At 76.4% G+C, this 24,597-nt stretch carries 6 protein-coding genes; all 6 read right to left on the bottom strand.

Going from position 1 to position 24,597, the window contains the following annotated elements:
- Nucleotides 1-3 precede the first annotated feature (3 nt).
- Genes ACH495_RS14555 through ACH495_RS14580 form a run of 6 tightly spaced genes read right to left on the bottom strand, consistent with a single transcriptional unit; the run spans nucleotide 4 to nucleotide 23,680 of the window.
- Nucleotides 4-1,176 (bottom strand): trans-sulfuration enzyme family protein, encoded by a 1,173-nt coding sequence (locus tag ACH495_RS14555; protein WP_396858210.1) that lies wholly within the window; start codon nucleotides 1,174-1,176, stop codon nucleotides 4-6.
- Nucleotides 1,173-6,470: an amino acid adenylation domain-containing protein gene (locus ACH495_RS14560; protein WP_396858211.1), complete on the bottom strand. Its 5,298-nt coding sequence runs from the start codon at nucleotides 6,468-6,470 to the stop codon at nucleotides 1,173-1,175. Before ACH495_RS14560 ends, ACH495_RS14555 begins: the two co-directional genes overlap by 4 nt.
- Nucleotides 6,467-7,486: a TauD/TfdA family dioxygenase gene (locus ACH495_RS14565; RefSeq protein ID WP_396858212.1), complete on the bottom strand. Its 1,020-nt coding sequence runs from the start codon at nucleotides 7,484-7,486 to the stop codon at nucleotides 6,467-6,469. The genes ACH495_RS14560 and ACH495_RS14565 overlap by 4 nt, the downstream gene beginning before the upstream one ends.
- Nucleotides 7,483-8,526: a TauD/TfdA family dioxygenase gene (locus ACH495_RS14570; RefSeq protein ID WP_396858213.1), complete on the bottom strand. Its 1,044-nt coding sequence runs from the start codon at nucleotides 8,524-8,526 to the stop codon at nucleotides 7,483-7,485. The genes ACH495_RS14565 and ACH495_RS14570 overlap by 4 nt, the downstream gene beginning before the upstream one ends.
- On the bottom strand, nucleotides 8,523-11,693 hold the full coding sequence (locus ACH495_RS14575; RefSeq protein ID WP_396858214.1) for an amino acid adenylation domain-containing protein: 3,171 nt from the start codon (nucleotides 11,691-11,693) through the stop codon (nucleotides 8,523-8,525). Before ACH495_RS14575 ends, ACH495_RS14570 begins: the two co-directional genes overlap by 4 nt.
- Nucleotides 11,690-23,680, bottom strand: a complete 11,991-nt coding sequence (locus ACH495_RS14580) for an amino acid adenylation domain-containing protein (protein WP_396858215.1) — start codon at nucleotides 23,678-23,680, stop codon at nucleotides 11,690-11,692. The genes ACH495_RS14575 and ACH495_RS14580 overlap by 4 nt, the downstream gene beginning before the upstream one ends.
- Between the last annotated feature and the right edge of the window lie 917 nt (nucleotides 23,681-24,597).

Raw genomic sequence — 24,597 nt, forward strand, 5'->3', positions numbered from 1 at the left:
CCGTCAGGCCGACGCCCCGTCGAGCGCCGCCAGGAAGTCGGCCACCAGGTCGGCGGTGTCCTCGATGCCGGTGGAGACGCGCACCAGACCCTCGCCGATCCCGGCGGCGGCGAGCTGCTCGGCGTCCACGATCCCGGCCCACATCGAGCGTGGGTGCACCACCAGCGTGCTGACGCTGCCGAGGCTGGCCGCCCGCTTGGCCAGCCGCAGGCCGGCCAGCAGCGCCGCCGCGCCGGCCCGGCCGGCGGCCAGCTCGACGCCGAGCACCCCGCCGAAGCCGGTCATCTGCCGGCGGGCCAGCGCGTGCTGCGGATGCGAGGGCAGCCCCGGGTAGCGGACCCGGGCCACCGCCGGGTGACCCGCCAACGCCTCGGCCAGCGCGAGCGCGTTGGCGTTGTGCCGCTCCACCCGCAGCGGCAGCGTCCGCAGGCCGCGCAGCAGCAGCCAGGCGTCGACCGGGCCGAGCGTGGCGCCGGTGACGATCGCCGTGCGCCACACCCGCTCGATTAGCTCCGCGCCGCCGGCCACCACCCCGGCGGACACGTCGGAGTGTCCGCCGAGGAACTTCGTGCCGCTGTGCCAGACCAGGTCCGCGCCAGCGGCCAGCGGACGCTGGTTGACCGGCGTGGCGAACGTGTTGTCCACCACCACCAGCGCGCCGGCCGCGTGCGCGGACGCCACCACGGCGGCCAGGTCGGTCAGCTCCAGCAGCGGGTTGCTCGGCGTCTCCACCAGCACCAACCGGGTCTCCGGTCGTAGCGCCCGGGTGAACGCGTCCGCGTCGGTCTGATCCACCTGGGTGTACGCGACGCCGAAGCGGGGCAGCAGCCCGGTGGCCAGCGAGGTGGTGCCGCCGTACGTGCTGCGTTGCACCACCACGTGGTCGCCGGCGGCGAGCAGGGCCAACGCGACAGTGCTGATCGCGCCCATCCCGGACGCGGTGACCAGCCCGGTCTCCGCGCCCTCCAGCTCGGCCACCACGGCGGCCACCTGCGCGTGGTTCGGGTTGCCGTAGCGGGTGTAGAACGCGCTGCCCCGCGCCTCGGTGGCGATCTCGGTGAACCGCTCGTCGGACTCGGCGCTGAACGTGGCGCTCTGCACGATCGGTGGCGCGACCGCCCCGCCGGGGACCAGGCCGTCGTCGCCGTGCACCGCGGCGGTGCCGAACCCGGTCATCCGCGCGCCACCCGGTCCACCAGCGCCCGGTAGCTGCCCAGCGCGGTGAACTCCGGCAACGTCAGGTCGCTGCCGTGGCGTTGCCGCAGCAGCGTGACCAGCCGCAGCGCGCGCAGCGAGTCGCCGCCGGCGGCCAGGAAGCCGGTCGCCGGGTCGCGTGGCGCGGTGCCGAGCACCTCCTGCCAGGCCGCCGCCACCCGGTCCGCCCACTCCTGCCGGACGTCCCCGGTGACCGCGCCCCGTCCGGCCGCCGGCTCGCGTCCGGCCACCGGTGGCAGCGGCGCGTCCGGGTCGGCCGCCAGCAGCCGGCGGAAGCCGTCGGCCAACGCGTCCACCCAGTCGGCCGGGACGTGCCGGTGGTCGTACTGCACCATCAGCCCGAGCCGTCCGTCGGCCAGTTCGGCGTCGACGGCGAGGCTGAACGCCACGTCCACGGTGACGCCCCGGCTGTCCACGATGCGACTGCCGGTGCCCGCCGGCCGCGGCGGGAAGTGCGTCCAGTTGAAGAAGTGGTCGAACCGCGGGCCCGCGCCGCCGGCCCGGACGATCTCGGCGAGCGGGAAGCGATGGTGTCCCATCAGCTCCCGTTCGGCCCGCCACGCCTCGGCGGCCAGCTCCGCCACCGACCGGGTGCCCAGCGCGAGACGGACCGGCAGCGTGTTGAGGAACAGCCCGAGCGTGGCGGCGCTGCCCTCGCCCTCCGGCCGGCCGCCGACCACCAGGCCGCTGACCACGTCGTCCCGGCCGGCCAGCTCGCCGATCAGGCGCAGGTGCACGGCGAACAGCCAGGACTTCACCGGCACCCCGGCGTCCCGGGCGGCACCGGTGACCCGCTCGGTGGTGCCCGCGCGCAGCGGCACCCGCTGGGTGGTGGTGGTCCGTGGTTGCGCACCGCCGACCAGCAGCGGCGACGCGGCGCCCGCGCCGTCCAACCAGAACCGGCGCGTCGCCGGGTCGGCCAGGGCCGCCCGCTCGGCGGCCACGTACTCCCGGAACGGCAGCCCGGGATCGACCCCGGCCGGCGCGCCGGCCCGCTCCCGGTCGTACGCGTCGAGCAGGTCGGCCAGGAACAGGTGCAGGCTCCACCCGTCCAGGACGCTGTGGTGCTCGGCGACCAGCAGCGTGAACCCGTCGGCGTCGGTGCGGACCGCGTGCACCCGCAGCAGCGGCGGCCGGGCCCAGTCGAACGGGCGGCGACGCTCCTCGGCGACCAGCGCGTCGACCCGGGCCTGCCGGGCCGGCGCGTCCACCCCGGTCAGGTCCGTCACCGGCAGCTCGACCGGCACCCGCGCGTGCACGAGCTGCAACGGCTCCGCGTACGCGCCGAGCGCGAAGCCGGTCCGCAGCACCGGGTGGGCGTCCACCAGCACGGCCAGCGCGCGGCGCAGCGCCGCCACGTCCAGCGGCGCGGCGACCCGGTGCGCGGTGACGTTGTGGTAGACGGCCGGGTCACCGGTCAGCTCACCGTGGTAGACCATGCCGAGCTGGAGCGCGGTCATCGGGTACGCGTCGGCCAGCCCGTCCGGCAGCCGGTCCCGATCGGCGGCGGTGACCAGCGTGAACCGGCCGTCGTGGGCGGCCGGCTCGGGCGCGACACCGTCCAGCGTGATCCGGCCGCGCGTGACGAGGTCCCGGATCGTCTGGTGCGTGAAGATGTCGTTGAGCTGGAACGACAGCCCGCGCTTCTGCGCCGCCACCTGCATCTGGATGCTGCGGATGGAGTCGCCGCCGAGCGCGAAGAAGCTGTCCGTGACGCCGAACGACGCCACCCCGAGCACCTCGCGCCACGCCTCGACCAGGATCTCCTCGGCCCGGTTGGCCGGCGTCTCCGCCGGGTCGCCGGCCGGCCGGTCCAGCCGGGGCGCGGGCAGGGCGGCCCGGTCCAGCTTGCCGTTGCGGGTCAACGGCAGCTCGTCGAGGACCACCACCGCGGCCGGCACCAGGTGCGCCGGAAGCCGCTCCGCGAGCCACTCCAGAAGTGTTAGGCGGGGGCCCGCGTTATCGGATTCTGCTGTGGCGGGGGCCCCGCCAATCACCTCACCAGGCGCGGCGGCGTAGTCGGGGCGGACCGCGTGCAGGGTGTGCCGGTCGGTGCCGGTCAGCAGGTCGTCCTGCCGGGTGACCACGGTGAAGCCCCGCGCCTCCAGCAGCGCCACCAGCTCGGCCAGCCGGCCGGCGGTCGCCGTGCCCGGCGCGTCGTGCACCTCCATGGCGACCTGCGCGACAAGCGGCCAGTGCCGGTCGTCCAGCCCGGCCAGCACGTCCGCCTCGGCGCGCTGCACGTCGATCTTCAACAGGTCGATCCGGTCCGGCGCCAGCTCGTCCAGCACCGCCGAGAGCGGCCGGACCGGCACGGTCAGCTCCCGACCGGCGAACCGCTCGGCGAGCAGCTCGTCCGCGCGGTCGAGCAGCAGGTCCCGCTCACCCGCTCCGGCGTCGCGCTCGTTGGCCAGGTACCGCTTGATCACTCCGATCTCGGCGTCCGGGTCGGCGTACGCGGCGTGCCCGGACATCATCGAGTAGCCCGGGTAGTAGGTGAACGAGACCTCGCCGGCCGCCCGCGACAGCCCGTGCGCGTGCACGGTGGCCGGCACGCCGAACTCGGCGACGTTGCGGCGCAGCGCGTCGACCACGGCCGGCACCGGCTCGAACGCGTGGATCGTCGCGTCCGGGCAGACCTGGTGCACGAAGAGCGAGAACATGCCGATGTTGGCGCCCACGTCGAGCACCGTCGCGCCGGGGCGCAGCACGATCCCGTCCCGCAGGTAGACCCGCTGGGTGAAGATCTCGTCGTACAGGTAGCGGGTCTCGTGCGGGTTGATGCCGGCCACCCGGTCCAGGTCCAGCGCGGCACCGGCGCGCGGCCGGACGTAGGCGACCAGCCGGTCGCCGTACCCGTCGTCGTCGCGGGCGACCACGGCGGCGTCGGCCACCTCCGGGTGGCCCCGCAGCACGGCGGCGACCTCGCCCGGCTCCACCCGGAACCCGTGGATCTTCACCTGGTCGTCGAGGCGGCCCAGGTAGCGCAGCCGCCGGTCGGCGTCGAAGCGCACCCGGTCGCCGGTGCGGTAGACCCGCTCGACACCGCCGTCCGGCAGCGGCAGCTCCACGAACCGGCGGGCGGTCGCCGCCGGGTCGCCGAGGTAGCCGTCGGCGAGCTGCGGGCCGGCCACGCACAGCTCCCCGGCCACCCCCGGCGGCACCGGGCGCAGCCGCTCGTCCAGTACCCGCACCGCCACGCCGGGCAGCGGCCGGCCGATCGTCGACGGGTCCCCGGCGCGGATCTCCGCCGCCGTGGTGTCCACCGTGCACTCGGTCGGGCCGTACAGGTTGACCGCGCGTACGCCCGGCCGCGCCGCCACCGCGTGCCACAGGTCCTCGGGTACGGCCTCGCCGCCGACCAGCAGCAGGCCGGGCAGCCGGGTGTCGCCCGCGCCGGCGAGCAGGATGCGGAGCTGGGAGGGGGTCAGGTCGAGCACGTCCACCCGCTGCTCGGCCAGCCAGGCGGCGAGCGCCGCGCCGTCCCGGCGTACGTCGTCCGGCACCAGGCACAGGGCGCGGCCGTGGGCGAGCTGCACGAGCTGCTTCACCGAGGCGTCGAACGTCAGCGGCGCGTTGACCGCCACCCGCAGGCCCGGCGCGTGGTCCGCGTATGCGATCGCCTCCAGCGCGCCGGTCAGGTGCGCGGCGGCGGCGTGCGACACCCGGACCGGCCGGGGCGTGCCGGTGGAGCCGGAGGTGAAGATGACGTACGCCGGGTCGGTCGGGGCCGGCGCCGTCGCGGGCGGTGGGCCGCCGGCGGCGACCAGCTCGCCGACCGACACGGTCGCCGGGCCCCGGTCGCCGACCACGCAGTCCGCGCCGACGGCGCGGAGCTGGGCGGCGAGACGCGGCGCCGGGGCGTCCGGGTCGAGCGGCACGAACACCGCGCCGGCCCGCAGCACGCCGAGGAACGCCACCACGGTCTCCCGGGAGCGGGCGGCCAGCACGCCCACCGGCCGGCCGGCCAGGCCGCGCGCGGCCAGCGCCGCGGCCACCCGCGCGGCCCGCGCGGCCAGCTCACCGGCGGGGTACGCGCCGTCGGCCGCGACCACCGCCGGAGCGTCGGCGGCCATCCCGGCCAGACCGGCGTCGAGCAGGTCGACGACGGTACGCGTCGGCGTGGCCCCCGCCGTGCCACCGGCCTCGACCAGCCAGCCGGCCTCACCGGCGCCGAGCACGGCGAGCGGGGCGTCCCCGGCCAGCGCGGCCGGCAGGCTGCGCAGCACCGCCACCAGCGAGTCGAGCAGCCACTGCCCGCCGGTCACCCACAGCGTGACCTCGTCGTCGCCGGGAAGCACGGTGAGTCGCGGCCCGGCGGGCGGCGGCGGGATCGGCACCTCGGCGGTCGTACCCCCCAGGGCGGTGAGCGTGGCCGGCGCGACCGGCGGCTGGACCGCGAACCCGGCCACCGCGCCGGTGGCCTCGTCGACAGGGTCGACCAGGTGGAACGTCTCGTCGGCGGTGACCTCGGCGGCGCGTACGGCGGCCAGCAGCTCCGCCGGGTCGGCCGGCAGCGGCAGCGCCAGCCGCAGCGGGCCGTAGCCGCCCAGCGGGCCGACCACGCCGGCGGTGCCCTCGGCGTGCCGGCCGTCGTGCCAGCGGGCCAGCACCAGATCCGTCTCCTCGGCCCCGTCCGGCGCCTCGGCCCGGCGGGCCACCGCGAGCGCCCACGCGGCCAGCAGCACCGTGTCGGCGGCACAGCCGGCCAGCTCGGCGGCCCCGGCCAGCTCGGCGGCGGGCACCGTGGCGGTGACCGTCACGCCCGGGTCGTCGCCGTGCGGCTCGACCAGCCGCGCGGCCGGCGCGCCCGGCGCGGGCGCCGACGCCTGGTCGCGCTCCTCCACCTGCCACTCGGTGACGTCGAGGAACTGCAACGCCTCCTCCTCGACCGCCGGGAGGTCGCCGGCGTACGCGCGGGCCAGGTCGGCGAGGACCAGGCGCAGGCTGGCCGGGTCGGCGATCAGCGGGGTGGCGGCCAGCTCCAACGTGTCGTCGGTGAGCGTGACCGACAGTTCGCCCTGCGCGCCGACCGGGACCGTCCGGTCGTCGTCCACGTCCTGCAACGGCACCCGCAGGCCCGGGTGGTGCACCAGGGTCAGCCGCAGCGCCTCGTGCCGGGCCACCACCTCGTCCACGGCGGCCTGCACCCGGCCCCGGTCGAGCGGCCGGTCGAGCCGGACCCGGGCCCGCACCAGATCCTGCTTGCCGGACCAGGCCAGTCGCTGGACCGGGGAGAGACGGTATCCGTTCACCACACACTCCGGTTGACGTAGAGGTCGGACATGGCGACCAGGATCTGCCGGTCGCCGGTGAAGGGTTCCCGGCCGTGGGTGGCCAGGAAGTTGTCCACCACCAGCACGTCGCCGCGCCGCCACGGCACGGAGAGGGCGTGCTGCCGGTACAGCTCACGGATGCCGGTGACCACCTCGTCGGGGATCGGCTCACCGTCGCCGTGGTACGCGTTGCGCGGCAGCCCGTCCGGGCCGTACTCGCGTCTCAGCGCCGCCGCCACCTCGGGCGGCATGTTCGACGCGTGGAACAGGTGGGCGTGGTTGAACCACACCGTCTCCCCGGTCCGCGGGTGCGTGGCCGTCGCCTGCCGCCGCGCCACGGTCCGCAGCCCGTCGGCGCCCAGCCAGGTGAACTCCGTCGCCGAGGCGGCGCAGTACGCCTCCACCTCCGCCCGGTCGGTGGTCTGGAACGCCTCCTGCCACGGCAGGTCCAGGTGCGGGCCGTAGTTGCGCACGTAGCGCACGCCGTCGCGGCCGAACCGCTCCCGTACCTCCGCCGGGATCAGCGGGGTGATCACCCGCTCGGCGGCCAGCGGGGTCGCCCCGCCGTCGCCGGTGGCCGGCTGCGCGCAGTGGAAGAAGAGGTGCGTCGGCCAGTTGTGCGAGTACGACATCTCGTGGTGCAGCGGGATCCACTGGGCGGCGTTGAACTCCGTCGAGGTGAACACCCTGTCGGCCACCTCGTGCCGGGGCGCGGCCCGTTCCAGGTAGCCGAGCAGCTCCGGGCCGATCTCCCGGGCGGCCCGGCCGAAGTCGTCGGCGCTGCGCACGTCGAAGCCGCGGAAGAACACCGCCGCGTGCCGGTCCAGGTCGGCCAGCAGCTCGGCCCGCCGCCCGGCCAGCCAGCCGGCCAGGTCGAGGTCGGGCACGGCGGCCTCGACCAGCAGCACGAACCCGTCCGGGCCGAGCGTACGACGGGTCACCGGAGCGGCGACCGCGCTGCCGGCGGCGCGCCGACGCGGTCCCGGGGCGCTCATGCGGCACCGCCGGTGGAGGTCAGCTCGGGCGCGGCGACCGGGTCGGCCATCGCGGTGAGGATCCGCCGGGGCGGCGTGAACGGCTCCCGGGCGTGCGCGGCCAGCATGTTCTCCACCAGCAGCACGTCGCCCTCGCGCCAGTCGAACGAGCGGGTCTCCGCGGCGTACGCGGCGCGCAGCTCGGCCAGCACCTCGTCCGGGATGGGCGTGCCGTCCCCGTACGCGGTCTGGTAGGGCAGGTCCTCCTCGGCCAGCGCCGACCGCAGCCCGGCGCTCACGTCCGTCGGCAGCGAGGTGACGTGGAAGAACAACGCGTGGTTGAACCAGGTCGGTTCCCCGGTCACCGGGTGCCGTCGGACCGCCGGGCGCACCTGCCGGGTCCGCAACTGCGTCTCGCCCACCCACTCCACGTCGATCGACGCCCGCGCGCAGTACGCCTCGACCTCGGCGCGGGAGTCGGTCTGGAACGCGGTCTGCCAGGACAGGCTGATGCCGGGCAGGTAGTTGCGCCGGTAGAGCACGCCGCGCTCCTCGAACTCCGCTACCGTCTCCGGGCGCAGCCGGGCCAGCACCCGACGGCTGTCCGCCAGCGGCGTACGTCCACCGGCGGCCGGGGCGACCTCGCAGTGGAACACGATGCGCAGCGGCCAGGTGACCGTGTAGGACTGCTCGTTGTGCAACACGATCGGCTGGTCGGCCGGGTGCTCGGTGGAGGTGTAGACGCCCTCGGTGACGCGGCTGCGCGGCGAGGACCGCTCGCCGTAGGACAGCACGTCGCCGGAGAGCGCCGCCATCACGGTGCGGAAGTCGTCCGCGCCGGCCACCGCGAAGCCGCGGAACAGCACCGCGCCGGCGTGCCGGGCCAGCCCGTCCACCTCGTCGCGGTGCCCGGCCAGCCAGCCGGCCAGGTCGACGTCGGGTACGTTGGCCTGCACCAGCGCCGGCAGCGGGCCACCCGGCCAGTCCGGTCGTACGTCCACCAGGTTCCGTTCCCGGCCGCGGCGGGGGACGGGCCGCGCGACCCGGATCTGATCGGTCATCTCTCTCTCCCAGCGGTGTCGGCGCAGTCGGCCAGACTGCGCCGGGGGTCGGCGGCGGCGGTACGCAGCAGCGCGGTGAGGCGGCGGTGCCACGTCGTCATCCCGTCGTGGTCGAACAGGTCGGTGCGGTAGGTCCAGAGCGCCTCCAGCGCGTCCCGCCGGTCGTCCAGCCAGAGCGTCAGGTCGAGGCGGGCCGCGTCCGGGGTCAGCTCGACGCCGGTGAAGTCGCCGCCGCCGGCCACGCTGCGGTGCCGGGCCGGCGGCGCATTCTGCACCCCGAACGCGACCTGGACGAGCGGGTTTCGGCCCGGCCGGCGGGCCGGGTTGAGGCGCTCCACCAGCAGGTCGAACGGGACGTCCTGACGGGCGGCGGCGAACAGCGTGACCCGCCGGGCCTCGGCGAGCAGCTCGGCGAACGTCCGGTCGGGGGCCGGGCGCAGCCGCAGCGGCAGCGTGTTCACGTGGCAGCCGACGCTGCGCTCGGCGGCGACGCTGGTACGGCCGGCGAAGGCGACGCCGACCAGCAGGTCGTCCCGGCCGGTGGCGGCGCCGAGCAGCGCGGCGAACCCGGCCAGGCCGACCATGTGCAGGCTGGCCCGGTGCGCGCGGGCCAGTGCCCGCACCGCCGTGGCGGTCGCGGGGTCGACAGTGGTCCGCAGCGCGGCCCCGCGTCGAGTGTTAACCGGGGGCCCCGCCTCTACCGAATCCGTTAACCGGGGGCCCCGCCTTACCTCCAGCAGGTGGGGAGCGCCGTGCAGCTCGCGCAGCAGCTCGTCGGTGGCGCGTCGGCCGGCGGGGCCGGCCAGCCAGGTGCGCTGCGCGGCGGCGAACGCGGCCGGGCCGGGCGCCGGCTCGCCGGGGGGCGCGTCCGGGTCGTCGTAGGCTTCCGCGAGGTCCCGGACCAGCACCCCGAACGACCAGTCGTCGGCGACGGCGTGGTGCACGACCAGCAGCAGCGCCGCCGCGCGCCCGTCGCCGTCGGGCAGCAGGCAGGCGCGCAGCAGCGGCCCGTCGGCCAGGTCCATCGGGGTACGCGTCATCTCGGCGGCGAGCCGGGCCAGCCGGGCGTCGAGCGGGGCGCCCGGGTCGGCCGGCGCGACCACCGGGTCCGGTCGGGCGTCGGGGCGTACCACCTGCACCGGCCCGTCCGGCCCGGCGGGCAGGACGGTGCGCAGCGCCGGGTGCCGGTCGACCACCCGGTGCAGCGCCCGGGTCAACCGCGCCGGGTCCAGCGGCGCGGCGAACCGGACCGCGAACGCCAGCAGGTAGGACGTGTCGGTCGGGTCGAGCCGGTGCAGGAACCAGAACCGCCGCTGCGCCGCGGAGAGCGGCGCCGGCCCGCCGTCGTCCGGTACGCCGGTCGGGTCCGGGCCGGGTCCGGGTGCGGACGAGGCGTCGATCCACGCGGCCAGCGCGGCGACGGTCGGGTGGGCGAACAGGTCGCCGGCGTGGACCCGCCGGCCGGTGCTGGCGGTCAGCCGGGTGGCGCAGCGGACCGCCAGCAGCGAGTCGCCGCCGAGCGTCAGGAAGTCGTCGTCCGGGCCGGTGACCGGCACGCCGAGCAGCTCCCGCCAGGTCGCCGCGACCAGGTCGCCGGTCGGGCCGAGCGAGCCGGGGTCGGCGGGCGAGCCGGGGTCGGCGGCGGCGCCGAACGTCGGCGCGGGCAGGGCGGACCGGTCGACCTTGCCGTTGGGCAGCGTGGGCAGCCGGTCCAGCCAGACCACGGCCGCCGGCACCAGCGGCGCCGGCAGCACCTCGGCCAGCCGGGCCCGCACGTCGTCGCGTCGCTCGCCGGTCAGGTAGCCGACCAGCAGCGGGTCCCCGCTCGGGCCGGGCCGGACCGCGGCGGTCGCCTCGCGGACGCCGGGCAGGGCGGCGAGCCGGGCGGCCACCTCGCCCAGCTCGATCCGGTAGCCGCGCAGCTTCACCTGGTCGTCCAGCCGGCCCAGGTAGGCCAGTTGCCCGTCCGGGCGCAGCCGCACCCGGTCACCGGTGCGGTACATCCGCTCACCGGGGCGGAACGGGTCCGGCCGGAACCGGGCCCGCGTCTCCGCCGGCCGGTCCAGGTAGCCGCGGGCCAGCCCGGCGCCGGCCAGGTACAGCTCACCTGCCTCGCCGGGCGGCACCGGTCGCCCGTCCGGGTCGAGCACGTACGCCCGGGTGCCCGGCAGCGGCCGGCCGATCGGCGGGTCCCCGCCGTCCGGCGGCACCTCGGCCCAGGTCGAGTACGTGGTGTCCTCGGACGGGCCGTAGAGGTTGCACAGCCGGCGCACGTGCGGGCGGGCCCACACCCGGGCGGCCAGCGCGGCGGTGAGCGGCTCGCCGGCCAGGCAGACCGTGCGGACGCCCGGTGGCAGCGCCCCGGCGGTGAGCAGCTCGCCCATCGCCGCCGGCACGGTGTTGACCAGCGTGACCGGCAGCCGGTCCGCGCCGGGCGCGGCCAGCGCCAGCACGTCGTCGACCAGCAGCACCCGCCCGCCCCAGGCCAGCGGCCCGAAGATCTCGAACACGGACAGGTCGAAGCAGACCGAGGTGGCCGCCAGCATGCCGCCGAGTTCGGTGTCGTCGAACGTCGCCCGGACCCAGTGCAGCAGCACCGACGCCGAGCGGTGCTCGATCGCCACGCCCTTGGGCCGCCCGGTGGAGCCGGACGTGTAGATGACGTACGCCAGGTCGTCCGGCGTCACCGGCGTCGCCGGGTCGGTGCCGTCGCCGGCCGGGTCGAGCCGGTCGGTCAGCACGGTCGGGCCGGGAAACCGGCCGGCCAGGTCGGCGCGGGTCAGCACCAGCCGGGCCCCCGAGTCGGCGGCCATGAACGCCACCCGGGCCGCCGGGTACGCCGGGTCCAGCGGCACGTACGCGGCACCGGCCTTGAGCACGGCGAGCAGCGCGACCACCAGTTCCGGCGTACGCGGAAGGCAGACGCCGACCCGGTCGGCGCGCGCGACACCGGCGGCGAGCAGCACCCGCGCCAGCCGGTTCGCCGCCTCGTCGAGGTCGCGGTAGGAGAGCGTGGCGTCGCCGTGCCGGACCGCCTCCGCGTCCGGGGTGCGGGCGGCCTGCGCGGCGACCATCCGGTGCAGGCAGTCCACAGTGGCCGGGCCGCTCCCGGTACGCCGGGCGGCGGCGCGGCGGGTCGGGCCGGTCGGCCGGGCGGGCGCGCTCACCGGGCACCGCCTGAGATCGCCGCCGCGAGGCGACGGTCCGCCTCCTCCTGGAGACGGTCCTTGTCCGCGAGCACCACGCGGCCCGGGTCGTTGTCCGGCAGCTCGTCCTCCAGCCGACGGATCCGCCGGTACGCGATGCCACCCGCGGCCAGCGCCAGCGCGCAGAGCCCGGCCAGGATCGCGGCCAGCGCCATCCCGCGCCCCGGCCCGGTGCCGACCAGCCCGGCGAGCGGGCCGCCCGGCCGGGCCAGCGGGGCGAGCACGTGCTCGGCGAGCGGACCGGCGCTGAGGAAGCCGGCCGGCACCATCAGCCAGGACAGCATCTGCGCCATGGCCAGCACCCGGCCCTGCAACTCCAGGCCCACCTTGGCCTGCACGATGGCCAGCCAGTGCGTGTTCACCAGCGCGGTGGCCAGGCCCATGCCGAACAGGCCGAGCGCCGGGAACAGCGGGTCCGGCCGCAGCCCGACGGTGAGCAGCGAGACGCCGAGCAGCACGACGCTGGCCAGGATGCCGGTGGTGCGCCGGGCGGTGCCGCCCCAGACGCCCATCAGCACCGATCCGACCACCATGCCGACGCCGCTGGCGGCCAGCACCCGGCCGAGCACCGCCGGGTCGCCGAAGGAGAGCGTGAGCGGGGTGACCAGCACCTCCACCATGGCGAAGAAGTAGTTCAGCGACGCCACCAGCACGACCAGGGCGACCAGCCCGTGCCGGCGGGCGATGAACCGCCAGCCACCCAGCACCTCGCGCCGGAACGGCTCCTCCCGCCGCACGAACAGCGTGTCCGGGAAGCGGACCGACAGCGTGACGGTCACCGCCACCGCGAACGTCACCAGGTCGATCACCACGATGCCGCGCAGTCCGACGGCGAGCACCAGCGCGCCGCCGACCAGCGGGGCCAGCACGGTGCTGGTGGCGGTGCCGAGCGAGACGATGCCGTTGGCCCGCCCGTAGTAGCGCTTCGGCACGAGCTGGGTGACCGCCGCCTGGTAGGCGGGTTGCTGGAACGCGGTGGCCACGGCGGTGACGGTGATCGCGGTGAGGATGTGCCAGAGGTGGAGCTGGCCGAGCCAGAGCAGCAGCGCCAGGCTCACCGTGCCGGTGGCGGCCAGGCAGTCGGCGAGCACCATGATCCGCCGGCGGTCCCACCGGTCGGCCAGCGCGCCGGCGATCGGGGAGAGCACCACGGCCGGCAGCAGCGCCAGCACGGTGGCGGTGGCGAACAGCGACACCGACCCGGTGCGCTGGTAGACCCAGAGCCCCATGCCGAACGCGGTCAGCCCGCTGCCGATCAGCGAGACGAGCTGACCGATCGCGACCAGGTAGAACACCGCCAGGCTGGGCACCGCGCGCCGCGCCGGCCGGTCGGGTACGGGGACCGCCGCCCCGGTCGGCGCCGAGGCGGCCACCGGCGGCGCGACGGTGGCCGGCGGCGTGGCGGTGGGGGCGCAGTGCGCCAGGATGATCGCGGCCAGCTCGGCCGGCTGGTGCTTGGCGAAGTAGTGCCCGGCGCCGTCGATCACCGCCAACGACACCCGGTCGGCGAAGAACTCCCACTCCAGGTAGCGCTCCTGGTACAGCTCGGTGGCCCGGTCGCCGCCGCCCACCACGCAGACCAGCGGCGCGGACAGCTTCGCCGGCAGCCCGGCGGCGTAGACGTCGGTGTAGTAGTCCTCGCCCCGGGCCGAGTCCGCCAGGACCACCCGCATCACGAAGTCCTTCTCGGCCGCGTCGAAGACCTCGGTGAAGAAGCCCATCGCGCGCAGCGACTCCAGCGTCCGCCGCTTCGACGCCCAGCGCTCCACCGGGAACCACCGGCGCAGCCAGCCGAACACCCGGCCGGGCAGCCGGGGCGCGGGGAAGTGCGCGCCGATCGCCACGCCGGTCACCTCGACGCCGGCCGCCTCCAACCGGCGGGCCAGCTCCACCGCCTCGGCGCCGCCGACGCAGTGCCCGTACACCGCCACCGGGCCGGTGATCTGCGCGACCACCTCGGCCACGCAACGCTCCACCAGCTCGTCCAGGTCGAGCATCGGCTCGTCCGGGCGGTTCAGGTCGTGGCCGGGGCGTTCCAGCGCGTACAGCGACACGCCGGCCGGCAGGGCGTCCGCCAGCGGCTGGAACGTGATCGCGCTGCCGCCGCCGAACGGCACGCAGAGCAGCGTCAGCGTGGTCGGCGTGCCCGGCCGGGCCGGGGTCAGCTCGTGCAGCAGCCGGCCGGCCGAACCGCCGGTGGCGGCGAGGTGCTCGGTCAGCGCCCGGATGGTCGGGTGGCGGAACAGGTCGAGCACGCTGATCGCCGGGTCGCTGCCGGCCAGCGCCTTGATCGCCCGGAACGAGTCGCCGCCCAGGTCGAAGAAGTCGTCGTCGATGCCGACCCGGTCGTAGCCGAGCACCTCCGCCCAGCGTCGGGCCAGCGCGGCCCGCAGCGGCGTGTCCGGCTCCCCGGCGCCCGCCGCGGCCCGGTCGCGACGCGGCGCGGGCAGCGCCGCCCGGTCGACCTTGCCGTTGGCGTTGAGCGGCATCCGGTCCAGCGGCACGAACGCCGACGGCACCATGTAGTCCGGCAGCCAGGTCCGCGCGTACGCCCGCCACGGCGCCGGGTCGGCGGCGAAGTCGGCGGTCACCTCCCGCCCGGCGTCCGGCTCGGGCCCGCCGGTCAGCGTCAGGTACGCCACCACTGTCTTCTCGCCGGCGTCCTCGCGCACCACCACGGCGGCGTCCCGCACCGCGTCGTGCCGGCGCAGCACCGCCTCGATCTCGCCCAGCTCGATCCGGAACCCGCGCACCTTCACCTGCGAGTCGCCCCGGCCGAGGAACTCGATCCGGCCGTCGGCCAGCCGGCGGCCCAGGTCGCCGGTGCGGTACAACCGCCCGCCGCCGTCCGGGTCCGGCACGAAGCGCGCGGCGGTCAGCGCCGGATCGGCGTGGTAGTCCCGGGCCAGTCCCGGACCGCCCAGGAAGATCTCGCCCGGCACGCCGACCGGGGCCGGGTTCAGCCCCGGGTCGAGCACGTGGACCCGCATGTTGCCGATCGGGCGGCCGATCGTGGGCCGGGTCTCGTCCGGCGTGATCCGGTCCATGGTGGCCCAGACCGCGGCCTCGGTCGGGCCGTACAGGTTCCACAGCGCGTCCACCCGCTCGGCCAGTTGCCGGGCCAGCGGCGCGGGCACCGCCTCGCCGCCGCAGACCGCGGTCAGCCCCGGCGTGCCGGTCCACCCGGACTCGATCAGCAGCCGCCAGGTCGTCGGCGTGCCCTGGGCCAGCGTGACGCGCTCGGCGGCGAGCAGGCCGGCCAGCCGGCCCGCGTCGTAGGCGACGTCGCGGTCCACCAGCAGCATCCGCGCGCCGACCACCAGCGGCAGGAACAGCTCCGGCACCGACATGTCGAACGCGAAGCTCGCCATCGCCAGCATGGTGCCGTCGCGGGTCAGGCCGGGCCGCTCGCGCATCGCCGCCAGCGTGTTGACCACCGCGCGGTGGGTGACCCGGACGCCCTTGGGCCGGCCGGTCGAGCCGGACGTGTAGATCAGGTACGCCAGGTGCTCCGGCCCGGCCGACGACGGTACGGCGGTGTCCGGTTCCCCGGCCACGTCCGCACCGGTCACCACCGTGCCGGCAAAGTCCAGCCGGTCGGCCAGGGCCGCCTCGGTGACCAGCACCGTCGCACCGCTGTGCGTCAGCACGTACCGCTGCCGCTCCACCGGGTACTCCGGGTCCACCGGCACGTACGCGCCGCCGGCCCTGAGCACGCCGAGCAGCGCCACCGGCAGCTCGGCCGAGCGGGGCAGGCAGACCGCGACCGGCACGTCCGGCCCGACACCGGCCCGGCGCAGCCGGTGCGCGAGCCGGTTGGCGCGGGCGTCCAGCGTGGCGTAGTCGAGCGTGGTCCCGCCGAACGTCACGGCCGGCCGGTCGGGGTTCGCCGCCACCTGGTGCGCGACCAGGTCGACGAGCGTCGGCGCCCGGCCGGCCGGGGTGTCCCAGCCGGCCGGCGCGGCGGTGTCGTTCCACCCGGCGAACCGGGCGCGCTCGGCGGCGGTGAGCAGCGGCAGCGCCGCCAGCCGGGTGCCCGGGTCGGCGACCGCGGCGGCGAGCAGCGTCTCCAGGTGCCCGACCATCCGTTCGGCGGTCGCCGGGTCGAACAGCGCGGTGTTGTACTCCAGCCGGAACCGCAGCCCCTCGGCCACCTCGTACGCGTACAGCGCCAGGTCCTGCTGGGCGATGCCCGGCTCGACCGCGAACGGGGTCATCCGCACCCCGGCCGCCGCCACGTCCCGCTGCTCGGGCACGTTGAGCAGGTTGAACATCACCTGGAACAGCGGGTTGCGGCTCAGGTCGCGAGGCGCGTCGACCAGGTCCACCAGCCGCTCGAACGGCACCTCCTGGTGGTCGTACGCGCCCAGCGCGGTGCGGCGGACCTGCCCGAGCAGCTCGGCGAACGTCCAGTCGCCGTCGAGCACGGTCCGCATCGGCAGCATGTTGACGAAGAAGCCGACCATCGGCTCCAGCTCGGCCCGGACCCGGCCGGCCACCGGCGTGCCGACGCAGACGTCGCGCTGGCCGGTCCAGCGCCAGAGCAGCGTCTGCCACGCGGCCAGCAACGTCATCGCCAGCGTGACGCCGTGCCGCTGGCTGAACCGGCGCAGCGCGTCGGCGGTCGGCCGGGGCAGGACCAGCGTGCGGACCGCGCCGTCGAACGTCTGCACCGGCGGGCGCGGCCGGTCGGTGGGCAGGTCCAGCACGGTGGCCGCGCCGGCGAGCTGCTGCCGCCAGTACCGCAGGTCCGGGTGGTCCGGGTCGGCCAGCCGGCCGCGCTGCCAGCGCGCGTAGTCGCCGTACTGGACGGCCAACTCGGGCAGCGGGTCGTCGCCTCCGGCGCGGGCGGCGGCGTAGCGGGTGGCCACCTCGCGGGCCACCACGCCGAGCGACCAGCCGTCGGAGACGGCGTGGTGCATGGTCAGCGACAGCACGTGCCGGTCGTCGGCGACGCGCAGCAGCACGGCCCGGAACAGCGGCCCGGCGGCCAGGTCGAACGGGCGGCGTACGTCGGCGGCGAGGGCGGCGTGCACCCATCCCGGCACCGCCGCGGCCACCGCCGGCTCGACGATGCTCACCGGCACCGCCGGGTTCGGCGCGGCCCCGTCCGGGTCCGCCGGCGCGGTCAGGACCGGCAGGTCCACCGGCCCGGCCGGGAGCACCCGCTGCACCGGGTCACCGTCCGGCCCGAGCGGGAACACGGTCCGCAGCGCCTCGTGCCGGCGCACCAGCCCGGCCAGCGCGGTCCGCAACGCGTCCGGGTCGAGCGCGCCATCGAGCAGCAGCGTGGTGCCGACCGTGTAGGCGTTCTGCGCGTACGCCTGGTCCAGGAACCACAGCCGGTGCTGGCCGGAGGAGAGCGGCGCCGGGCCGGCGTCCGGCTCGGCCCGGGGAATGCGCTCCCCGGCGTCGGCCGGCTCGTCGGCCGGCTCGTTGACGGCGGCCGGCTCGTCGACGGCGGGGGTCGCGGCGTCGACCGGGTCGGCCACCGGCGGCGTCGCCGGCGCGGCGGCCACGGTCGCCGGCAGTGCCGCGGCGAGCGCCGCGACGGTCGGCCGGGCGAAGAGGGTCTCCAGCGGCACCGCCACGCCGAGGCGGGCGCGCAGCCGCACCACCACCTGGGTGGCGAGCAGCGAGTGCCCGCCCAGCTCGAAGAAGTCGTCGATCGCGCCGATCGGCGCGATGCCGAGCAGGTCGCTCCAGACCTCCGCCACCGCCTCCTGCACCGCCCCCACCGGCGCCACGTACGAGGTGCCCAACCCCGGCCGATTACCCCCCGCCCCCTCCTCCCCCTCCTCCTCCTCCTCCTCCTCCTCCGCGCGCTGATTCACGGAAAGAGTGGCCATTTCCCTCGGAATAGCCACTCTTTCCGAGAAAGCGGCCCCGGGGGTACGGGGCCCGGGGGTACGGGACGCGGGCGCGATCCAGTGGCGGTGCCGCTCGAAGGGGTAGCCGGGCAGCGGCAGCCGGCGGTCGCCGTCGCCGTGGAAGCGGTCCAGGTCGACCGGCACGCCGGCCAGCCACAGCCGTCCCACCGCGTCGAGCAGCGTGTCCACGTCGTCGGTCTCGGCGCGGGGGTGCCGCATCGCCGCGACCGCCCGGGCCGGCGGCAACCCGGCCAGCCGGGCCAGGCCGGTGAGCGCGTGCCCGGGGCCCACCTCGACCACTGCCGCTTCCTGCTCGGCGAGGAACGCGGCCGACTCGGCGAACCGGACCGGCTCGCGCAGGTGCCGCACCCAGTACGCCGGGTCGGTGACCAGCCCGGGGGTGACCGGCCCACCGGTCAGGTTGCTGAGGTAGGGGCGCTCCGGTTCGGCGTACGCGACCCGGGCGGCGTGCGCGGCGAACTCGTCCAGCACCGGGTCGAGCAGCGCCGAGTGGTAGCCGCGCGTCACCCGCAGCGGGCGGCAGTCCACGCCGTCCGCGGTCAGCCGCTCGCGCAGCCGCCCGACCGCCGCCGGGTCGCCGGAGACCACGCACAGCTCCGGGCCGTTCACCGCGGCCAGCGAGAGTCCCTCGTCGAGCAGCCCGGTCACCGTCGCCTCGGGCCGGCCCACCGCGAGCATCGCCCCGGCCGGCGTACGCGCCACCAGCTCGCCACGCACCCGCACCAGGCGCAGCGCGTCGGCGAGCGGGAAGACGCCGGCCAGGCAGGCGGCCACGTACTCGCCGAGGCTGTGGCCGACCATCAGGTCCGCGGTGACGCCCCGGGCCAGCAGCGTGCGGGCCAGCGCGTACTCCGTGACGAACAGCGCGGGCTGCACCAGCGCGGGGCGGGCGAGCAGCTCCTCGGCCGCCGCGTGCCCGCCCGACGCCGGGACGAGCACGGCGCGCAGGTCCCGGCCGAGGTCGTCGCCGAGCAGGTCGACGCACGCGTCCACCACGGCCCGGTAGGTCGGCTCGGCCCGGTAGAGCCCCGCGCCCATCGCCACGTGCTGCGCGCCGTGCCCGGGGAACGCGAACGCCAGCGTCCGGCGGCCGCCCGAATGGGTGCCGGTGAACCGGCGGGCTGGCGCGTCCAGGGCGGACACCGCGTCGGCCCGGTCCGCCGCCACCACGTACCGGCGGTGGGTCAGCGACGCCCGGCGGCCCAGCGCCGTCGCGACGTCCGCGAGCGCCACCTGAGGGTGGGCGTCGAGGTGGTCGCGGAGCTGCCGGGTGGCGGCCGCCAACGCGGCCGGGGTACGCGCGGACAGCGCCAGCAGGCGCGGCCCCGGCGCGGGCGGGGTCGCCGGGCGGGGCGGCGCCGGCGGCTCCTCCAGCACCACGTGCGCGTTCGTGCCGCCCATGCCGAACGAGCTGACCCCGGCCCGGCGCGGCCCGTCGGCGGTCCACGGTCGGGCGGCGCGCTCGAGGCGGAACGGGCCGGTCTCGACGTCGATCGCCGGGTGCGGCCGGTCCACGTTGACGGCCGGCGGCAGCGTCCGCGTCCACAGCGCCAGCACGGTCTTGATCAGACCGGCCACCCCGGCCGCCGCGTCGGTGTGCCCGATGTTGGCCTTGACCGAGCCGAGCGCGCAGAAGCCGCGCTGGTCGGTGCCGCGCCGGAACGCCTCGGTCAGCGCGGCCACCTCGATCGGGTCGCCGAGGCTGGTGCCGGTGCCGTGCGCCTCCACGTAGCCCACCGAGCGGGGGTGCACGCCGGCGTCGGCCAGCGCCCGGCTGATCACCTCGACCTGCCCGGCGACGCCCGGCGCGGTGTAGCCGGTGCGGCGGGCCCCGTCGTTGTTGATCGCCGAGCCGCGGATCACCGCGTAGACCGTGTCGCCGGCGGCGACGGCGTCGGCCAGCCGCTTGAGCACCACCACGCCCACGCCGCTGGACTCGATGCTGCCGCGCGCGTCGGCGCTGAACGGGCGGCAGTGCCCGTCGGGGGAGTAGATGCCGCCGTCGTGCCAGAGGTAGCCGCGCCGCTGGGCGGGGAAGACGCTCACGCCGCCGGCCAGCACCACGTCGGACTCCCCGGTCAGCAGGCTCTGCCGGCCCAGGTGCACGGCCACCAGCGACGTCGAGCAGGCGGTGGCCACGGTGACCGCCGGCCCGGTCAGGTCGAGCTGGTAGGCGACGCGGCTGAGCAGGAAGTCCTTGTCGTTGCCGAGGGAGAGTTGGTGCTCGCTGAGCCCGGCGGTCAGCTCGGGGTGGCCGCTGAGGTGGTCGAGCAGGTAGGAGCTGCGGCCGGAGCCGGCGAACAGGCCGACCCGGCCGGGGTGGCGGGACGGGTCGTGGCCGGCGTGCTCCAGCGCGTGCCAGGCGCACTCCAGCAGCAGCCGGTGCTGCGGGTCCAGCGTCTCCGCCTCCCGTGGCGTGACGCCGAAGAACGCCGCGTCGAACTCGTCGATGCCGGGCAGGAACGTGCCGGCCCGGACGTACGCCGGGTCGTCGATGCGGGCCGGGTCCGCGCCGTCGGCGAGCATCTCCTCGACGGTGAACTCCTGGACCGACTCCACCCCGTCGCGGATGTTCGCCCAGAACTCGTCGACGGTCCGGGCGCCCGGGAACCGGCCGGCCATGCCCACCACCGCGATCGGACCGTCCGCCGGGCCGGCGGACGCGGTCGCGTCGCGCACCGGCGGGGCCTCGCGCGTGGGCTGCGGCGCCGCGCCGGTCGTGGTGACCGTGACCAGGTACGCGGCCAGCGACTCCACGGTGGGGTGGCGGAACAGGTCGGTGGCGGTCAGCACGTCACCGAGCCGGGCGCGCAGCCGGTCCAGCACGGCCAGCAGCCGCATCGAGTGGCCGCCCAGGTCGAAGAAGCTGTCCCGGGTGCCGACCTGGTCCACGCCGAGCACCTCGCGCCACACCTCGGCGACCAGGCGTTCCAGGCGTACCCGGTCGGCGTCCCACCGGCCCGGCGTCCCCGCCGTCGTCGGGACGGCCGGCGCGGCGGGACCGGGGTCGGCCGGCGCGGTGGTGCGGCGGGCGGCCGGGTCGGGCGCGGGCAGCGCCTCGGCGTCCACCTTGCCGTTGCCGGTCAGTGGCAGCGCGTCCAGCCGCACGAACGCGGCGGGCACCAGCCAGGACGGCAGTTCGGCGGCGAGCGCGGCGCGCAGCTCCGCCGGGTCCGCCTCCTCGTCGCCGGCCAGGTACGCGACCAGCCGCGGGTCGGTCGGGTCGTCGTGGCGTAGCTGGACTGTCACGTCGGCCGCCGGCCGGTGCCGTCGGATCGCCGCCTCGATCTCGCCGCACTCCACCCGGTAGCCGCGCACCTTGACCTGCCGGTCGGTGCGGCCCAGGTAGTCCAGGACGCCGTCCGGGCGGCGGCGGGCCAGGTCGCCGGTGCGGTAGAGGCGCGCGCCGGGCACCCCGGAGAACGGGTCGGGCAGGAACCGCTCGGTGGTGCGGTCCGGCTGCCCCAGGTAGCCGCGGGCCACCCCGGCGCCGCCGACGTACAGCTCGCCGACCACGCCCACCGGCACCGGGTTGCCCCAGCCGTCGAGCAGGTGGAGCGCGGTGTTCGCGATCGGCCGGCCGATCGGCACCGAGCCGTCGGCCGGGGTGTCCGGGTCCACCTCGTACGCGGCGCAGCCCACCACGGTCTCGGTCGGTCCGTACTCGTTGACCAGTGCGGTCTCCGGCGCGTGCGTCCGCCACGGCGCGATCTGGTCGGCGCGCAGGTTCTCGCCGCCGATGACGAAGCATCGGGTGCGGCCGGCCAGTTCGTCCGGGCGGAGCTGGTGGGTGACCAGCTCCAACTGGGCCGGGGTGATCTTGACCAGCCCGAACGGCGTGGTGGTGTCGCGCAGCGCCTCGCCGAGCGCGGCCGGGCCGAGGTGCTCGCCGATCATCCGGACCGTGGCGCCGACGGCCAGCGGCACCAGCAGGCTGGTCACGGTCAGGTCGAACCCGACCGAGGAGTGCAGCGGGACCACGTCACCGGGGCGCAGCCGGTATGCCTGGCCGGCCCAGCGCACGTAGTTCGCCACCCCCCGGTGGGTGACCATCACGCCCTTCGGCCGGCCGGTCGAGCCGGAGGTGTGGATGACGTACGCCAGGTCGTCCAGGGTGGGCGCCGGTCGGCGACGCGGCCGTCGTCGGGGGCCGCCGCCGCGCGCCGTCGCGCTTGCGGGCACCGGGGCGTCCGGCACCAGCACCGCCGCGTCGCCGGGCACCAGGTGCGCCAGCTCGGCGCAGGTGAGCACCACCGGCGCGGCGGTGTCCTCGATCAGGTGGCGCAGCCGGGCGGGCGGGTTCGCCGGGTCCATCGGCACGTAGGCCGCGCCGGCCCGTAGCACCGCCAGCACCGCCACGGTGAATCCGACCGCGCGGGGCAGCAGCACGCCGACCAGGCCACCGACGCCGACGCCCCGCGCCCGCAGCGTCTCCGCCAGCGCCTCGGCCCGCGCGTGCAGTTCCCGGTAGCTCAGCGCGGCGTCGCCGTCGGTCACCGCCACCCCGTCGGGGGTACGCCGGGACTGCTCCTCGATCAACGCGTGGACCAGCTCGTCCGGCTCGACCGGCGTGGCGGTCCGGTTCCACTCGCCGACCAGCCGCCGGTGCTCGGCGGCGGTCAGCATCGCGGCCGAGCCGACCGGCGCGTCCGGGTCGGCCAGCAGGGCCGCCAGCAGCGTCTGGAAGTGGCCGGCGAGGCGGGCCATCAGGTCGGCGTCGAACAGGTCGGTGCGGTACTCCAGCACGGTCCGCAGACCTCGGTCGTTCTCCCGAACGGCCACCGTGAGGTCGAACTTGGCGGTGTCGACCGGCACCTCGACGGTGCTCACCTCGAGGCCGTCCAGGCGGGGCGGGGTGGTCTCCCGGCCGTACACGAACATCACCTGGAACAGGGGGCTGTAGCCGGTCCGGCGGGCCGGGCGCAGCGTCTCCAGCACGGTCGAGAAGGGGAGCTCCTCCCGGCTCAGGGCGTCGAGGACGGCCACGCGTACCCGTTCCAGCAGCGTGCTGAAGGACGGGTCGTCGTCCAGCCGGGCCCGGATCGCCACGGTGTTGAGCAGCAGGCCGACGAGCTGTCGCGTCTCCGGGCCGCGCCGGCCGGCCACCGGCGTGCCGACCACGACGTCCCGCTCGCCGGTCCACCGGGCCAGCAGCACGTGCAGCACCGCCAGCAGCACCATGTACGGCGACACCCGCGCCTGCCGGCAGAACGCCGCAAGCTCCTCGGCGGGTACGTCCAGCGGCACCGCCAGCGTGGCGCCGGCGCCGGACGGCACCGCCGGGCGGGGCCCGCGGGTGGGCAGGTCCAGCGCGGCGGGCGCGCCCGCGAGCTGCTCCCGCCAGTAGTCGAGCTGGGCGGACGCCTCCGCGCCGGCGAGCCATTCCCGCTGCCGTCGCGCGTGGTCGCGGCAGTCGCCCTCGACCGGGTCGAGCGCGGCCGGCCGCCCGGCGCGGTACGCCGCGTAGAGCCGTTCCCACTCCTCGTGCAGCAGGCCCAGTGACCACTCGTCGACGGCGACGTGGTGGAACGTCAGCAGGAGCACGTGCTCCTCCGGTGCACACCGCACCAGGTCGGCCCGGAGGACCGGCCCGCGTGCCGGGTCGAGCGGTTCCCGGGCGGCGGCGCGCAGCCGGGCGTCCACCTCCCGGTCCCGTTGCCAGCGGGGCAGTCCGCTGAGGTCGTGCACCCGCAGCAGCCCCGGGCAGGGGTCGTGGACCACCTGGACGAGATGGGTGTCCGCGCCGTCGCCGTCCGGCTCCGGGTAGCCGGGGCCCGGCGCGGGGTGGTCGCCGCCGTGGGGCGGCTCGGGGGCGAGCGTGGTGCGCAGCGCGGCGTGCCGGGCCACCAGCTCGTCCAGCGCGGCGGAGAGCGCCGCCACGTCGAGCGGGCCGTGCAGCCGGTAGGCCAGCGGCACCAGGTAGCCGGCCGAGCCCGGGTCGAGGCGGTCCAACTGCCACATCTGGCGCTGCGCGGCGGTGGCCGGCGCGGGGCGGTCGGAGTCGTGCCGCGCCGATGGGGCGGGCGCCGGTCGTCGGGTCCGCAGGACGTCGGTCATCGCCCTCCGCCTTCGTCGCCGCCGGCCACCGCGTCTGTCGGGTCCGGGCGCGGGCGATCGCCGCGCCGGACCGTCCGGCCGGCCGGGTGATGGAAAAGATCAGGATTCCTCGATGGGGAACCTCGCCCATCATGTCACCGACGATCTTTGTGCGCCGATCCCCGAATCGTGCCGCCGGTCGATGCTTTCGGTTACGGGTGATGCACGTTCGGCCAGTTACCCGAGGCCGGTAAGAAATGTGATTGCGAGGGGCTGACGCGCACTCCTGGTCGGCCTCCGGGGTGATGTCGCTCGTTTCGGTCATCGGGAGCTTCCGCCGCCTCGACACCACTGTGGAGGGATATGTCGGATGCGGCGATGAGGCGTCCTGTGTCGCATCGCCGGTCTGTCGTGGCTGCTCAGATCGGTCGCCTGTGGCGCCGTTGACAGGGTGATCTTCGATGGAATACCGTCCGGGTCAATCCCGCCCAGTTATGGCGACCCGTCGTCGGCGGCTGCGTTGCGGCGGAACCGCCGTGCCGATTCATCGCGATCGAGTCGGCAATTACTCCGACGGTCCGCTTCTGTCGGATATCCAGGCGTCCGCCGAAACGGTTGGCGTTCTCGGCGCCTGGTGTCGGCAATTCACCCCCCGGCAGTCGCCCACCTGTCACCCGCCTCGGCGTTGCCCGCACGGTCGCCTCTTCCCGCTGCGCGCTCGTCGAGTTGCGGCTTGATCGACACCACCTCGCCGAGGTGGGGTGATCCGGCGCGCGGGGATGCCGCCACGTCACCGAGCTGGTGTCGATCATGGCGCGGCCCGGGCGGCCCGGGCGAGCGGGACGGCCGGCTCGGGACGGGGCCGAAAGGCGGGGCGGGTGCCCGGGCGGTAGGCGCGGGGCCAGCCGATCGGTGGAGCAGGGTCGCCGTGTGGCCGG

Origin of the sequence: Micromonospora sp. NPDC018662 (assembly GCF_044391475.1) — a bacterium.
In the GTDB taxonomy this organism is placed as follows: domain Bacteria; phylum Actinomycetota; class Actinomycetes; order Mycobacteriales; family Micromonosporaceae; genus Micromonospora.

Coding starts and splice junctions, on each gene's coding strand:
- ACH495_RS14555 (WP_396858210.1), bottom strand. CDS start 1,176: ATGACCGGGTTCGGCACCGCCGCGGTGCACGGCGACGACGGCCTGGTC.
- ACH495_RS14565 (WP_396858212.1), bottom strand. CDS start 7,486: ATGAGCGCCCCGGGACCGCGTCGGCGCGCCGCCGGCAGCGCGGTCGCC.
- ACH495_RS14570 (WP_396858213.1), bottom strand. CDS start 8,526: ATGACCGATCAGATCCGGGTCGCGCGGCCCGTCCCCCGCCGCGGCCGG.
- ACH495_RS14580 (WP_396858215.1), bottom strand. CDS start 23,680: ATGACCGACGTCCTGCGGACCCGACGACCGGCGCCCGCCCCATCGGCG.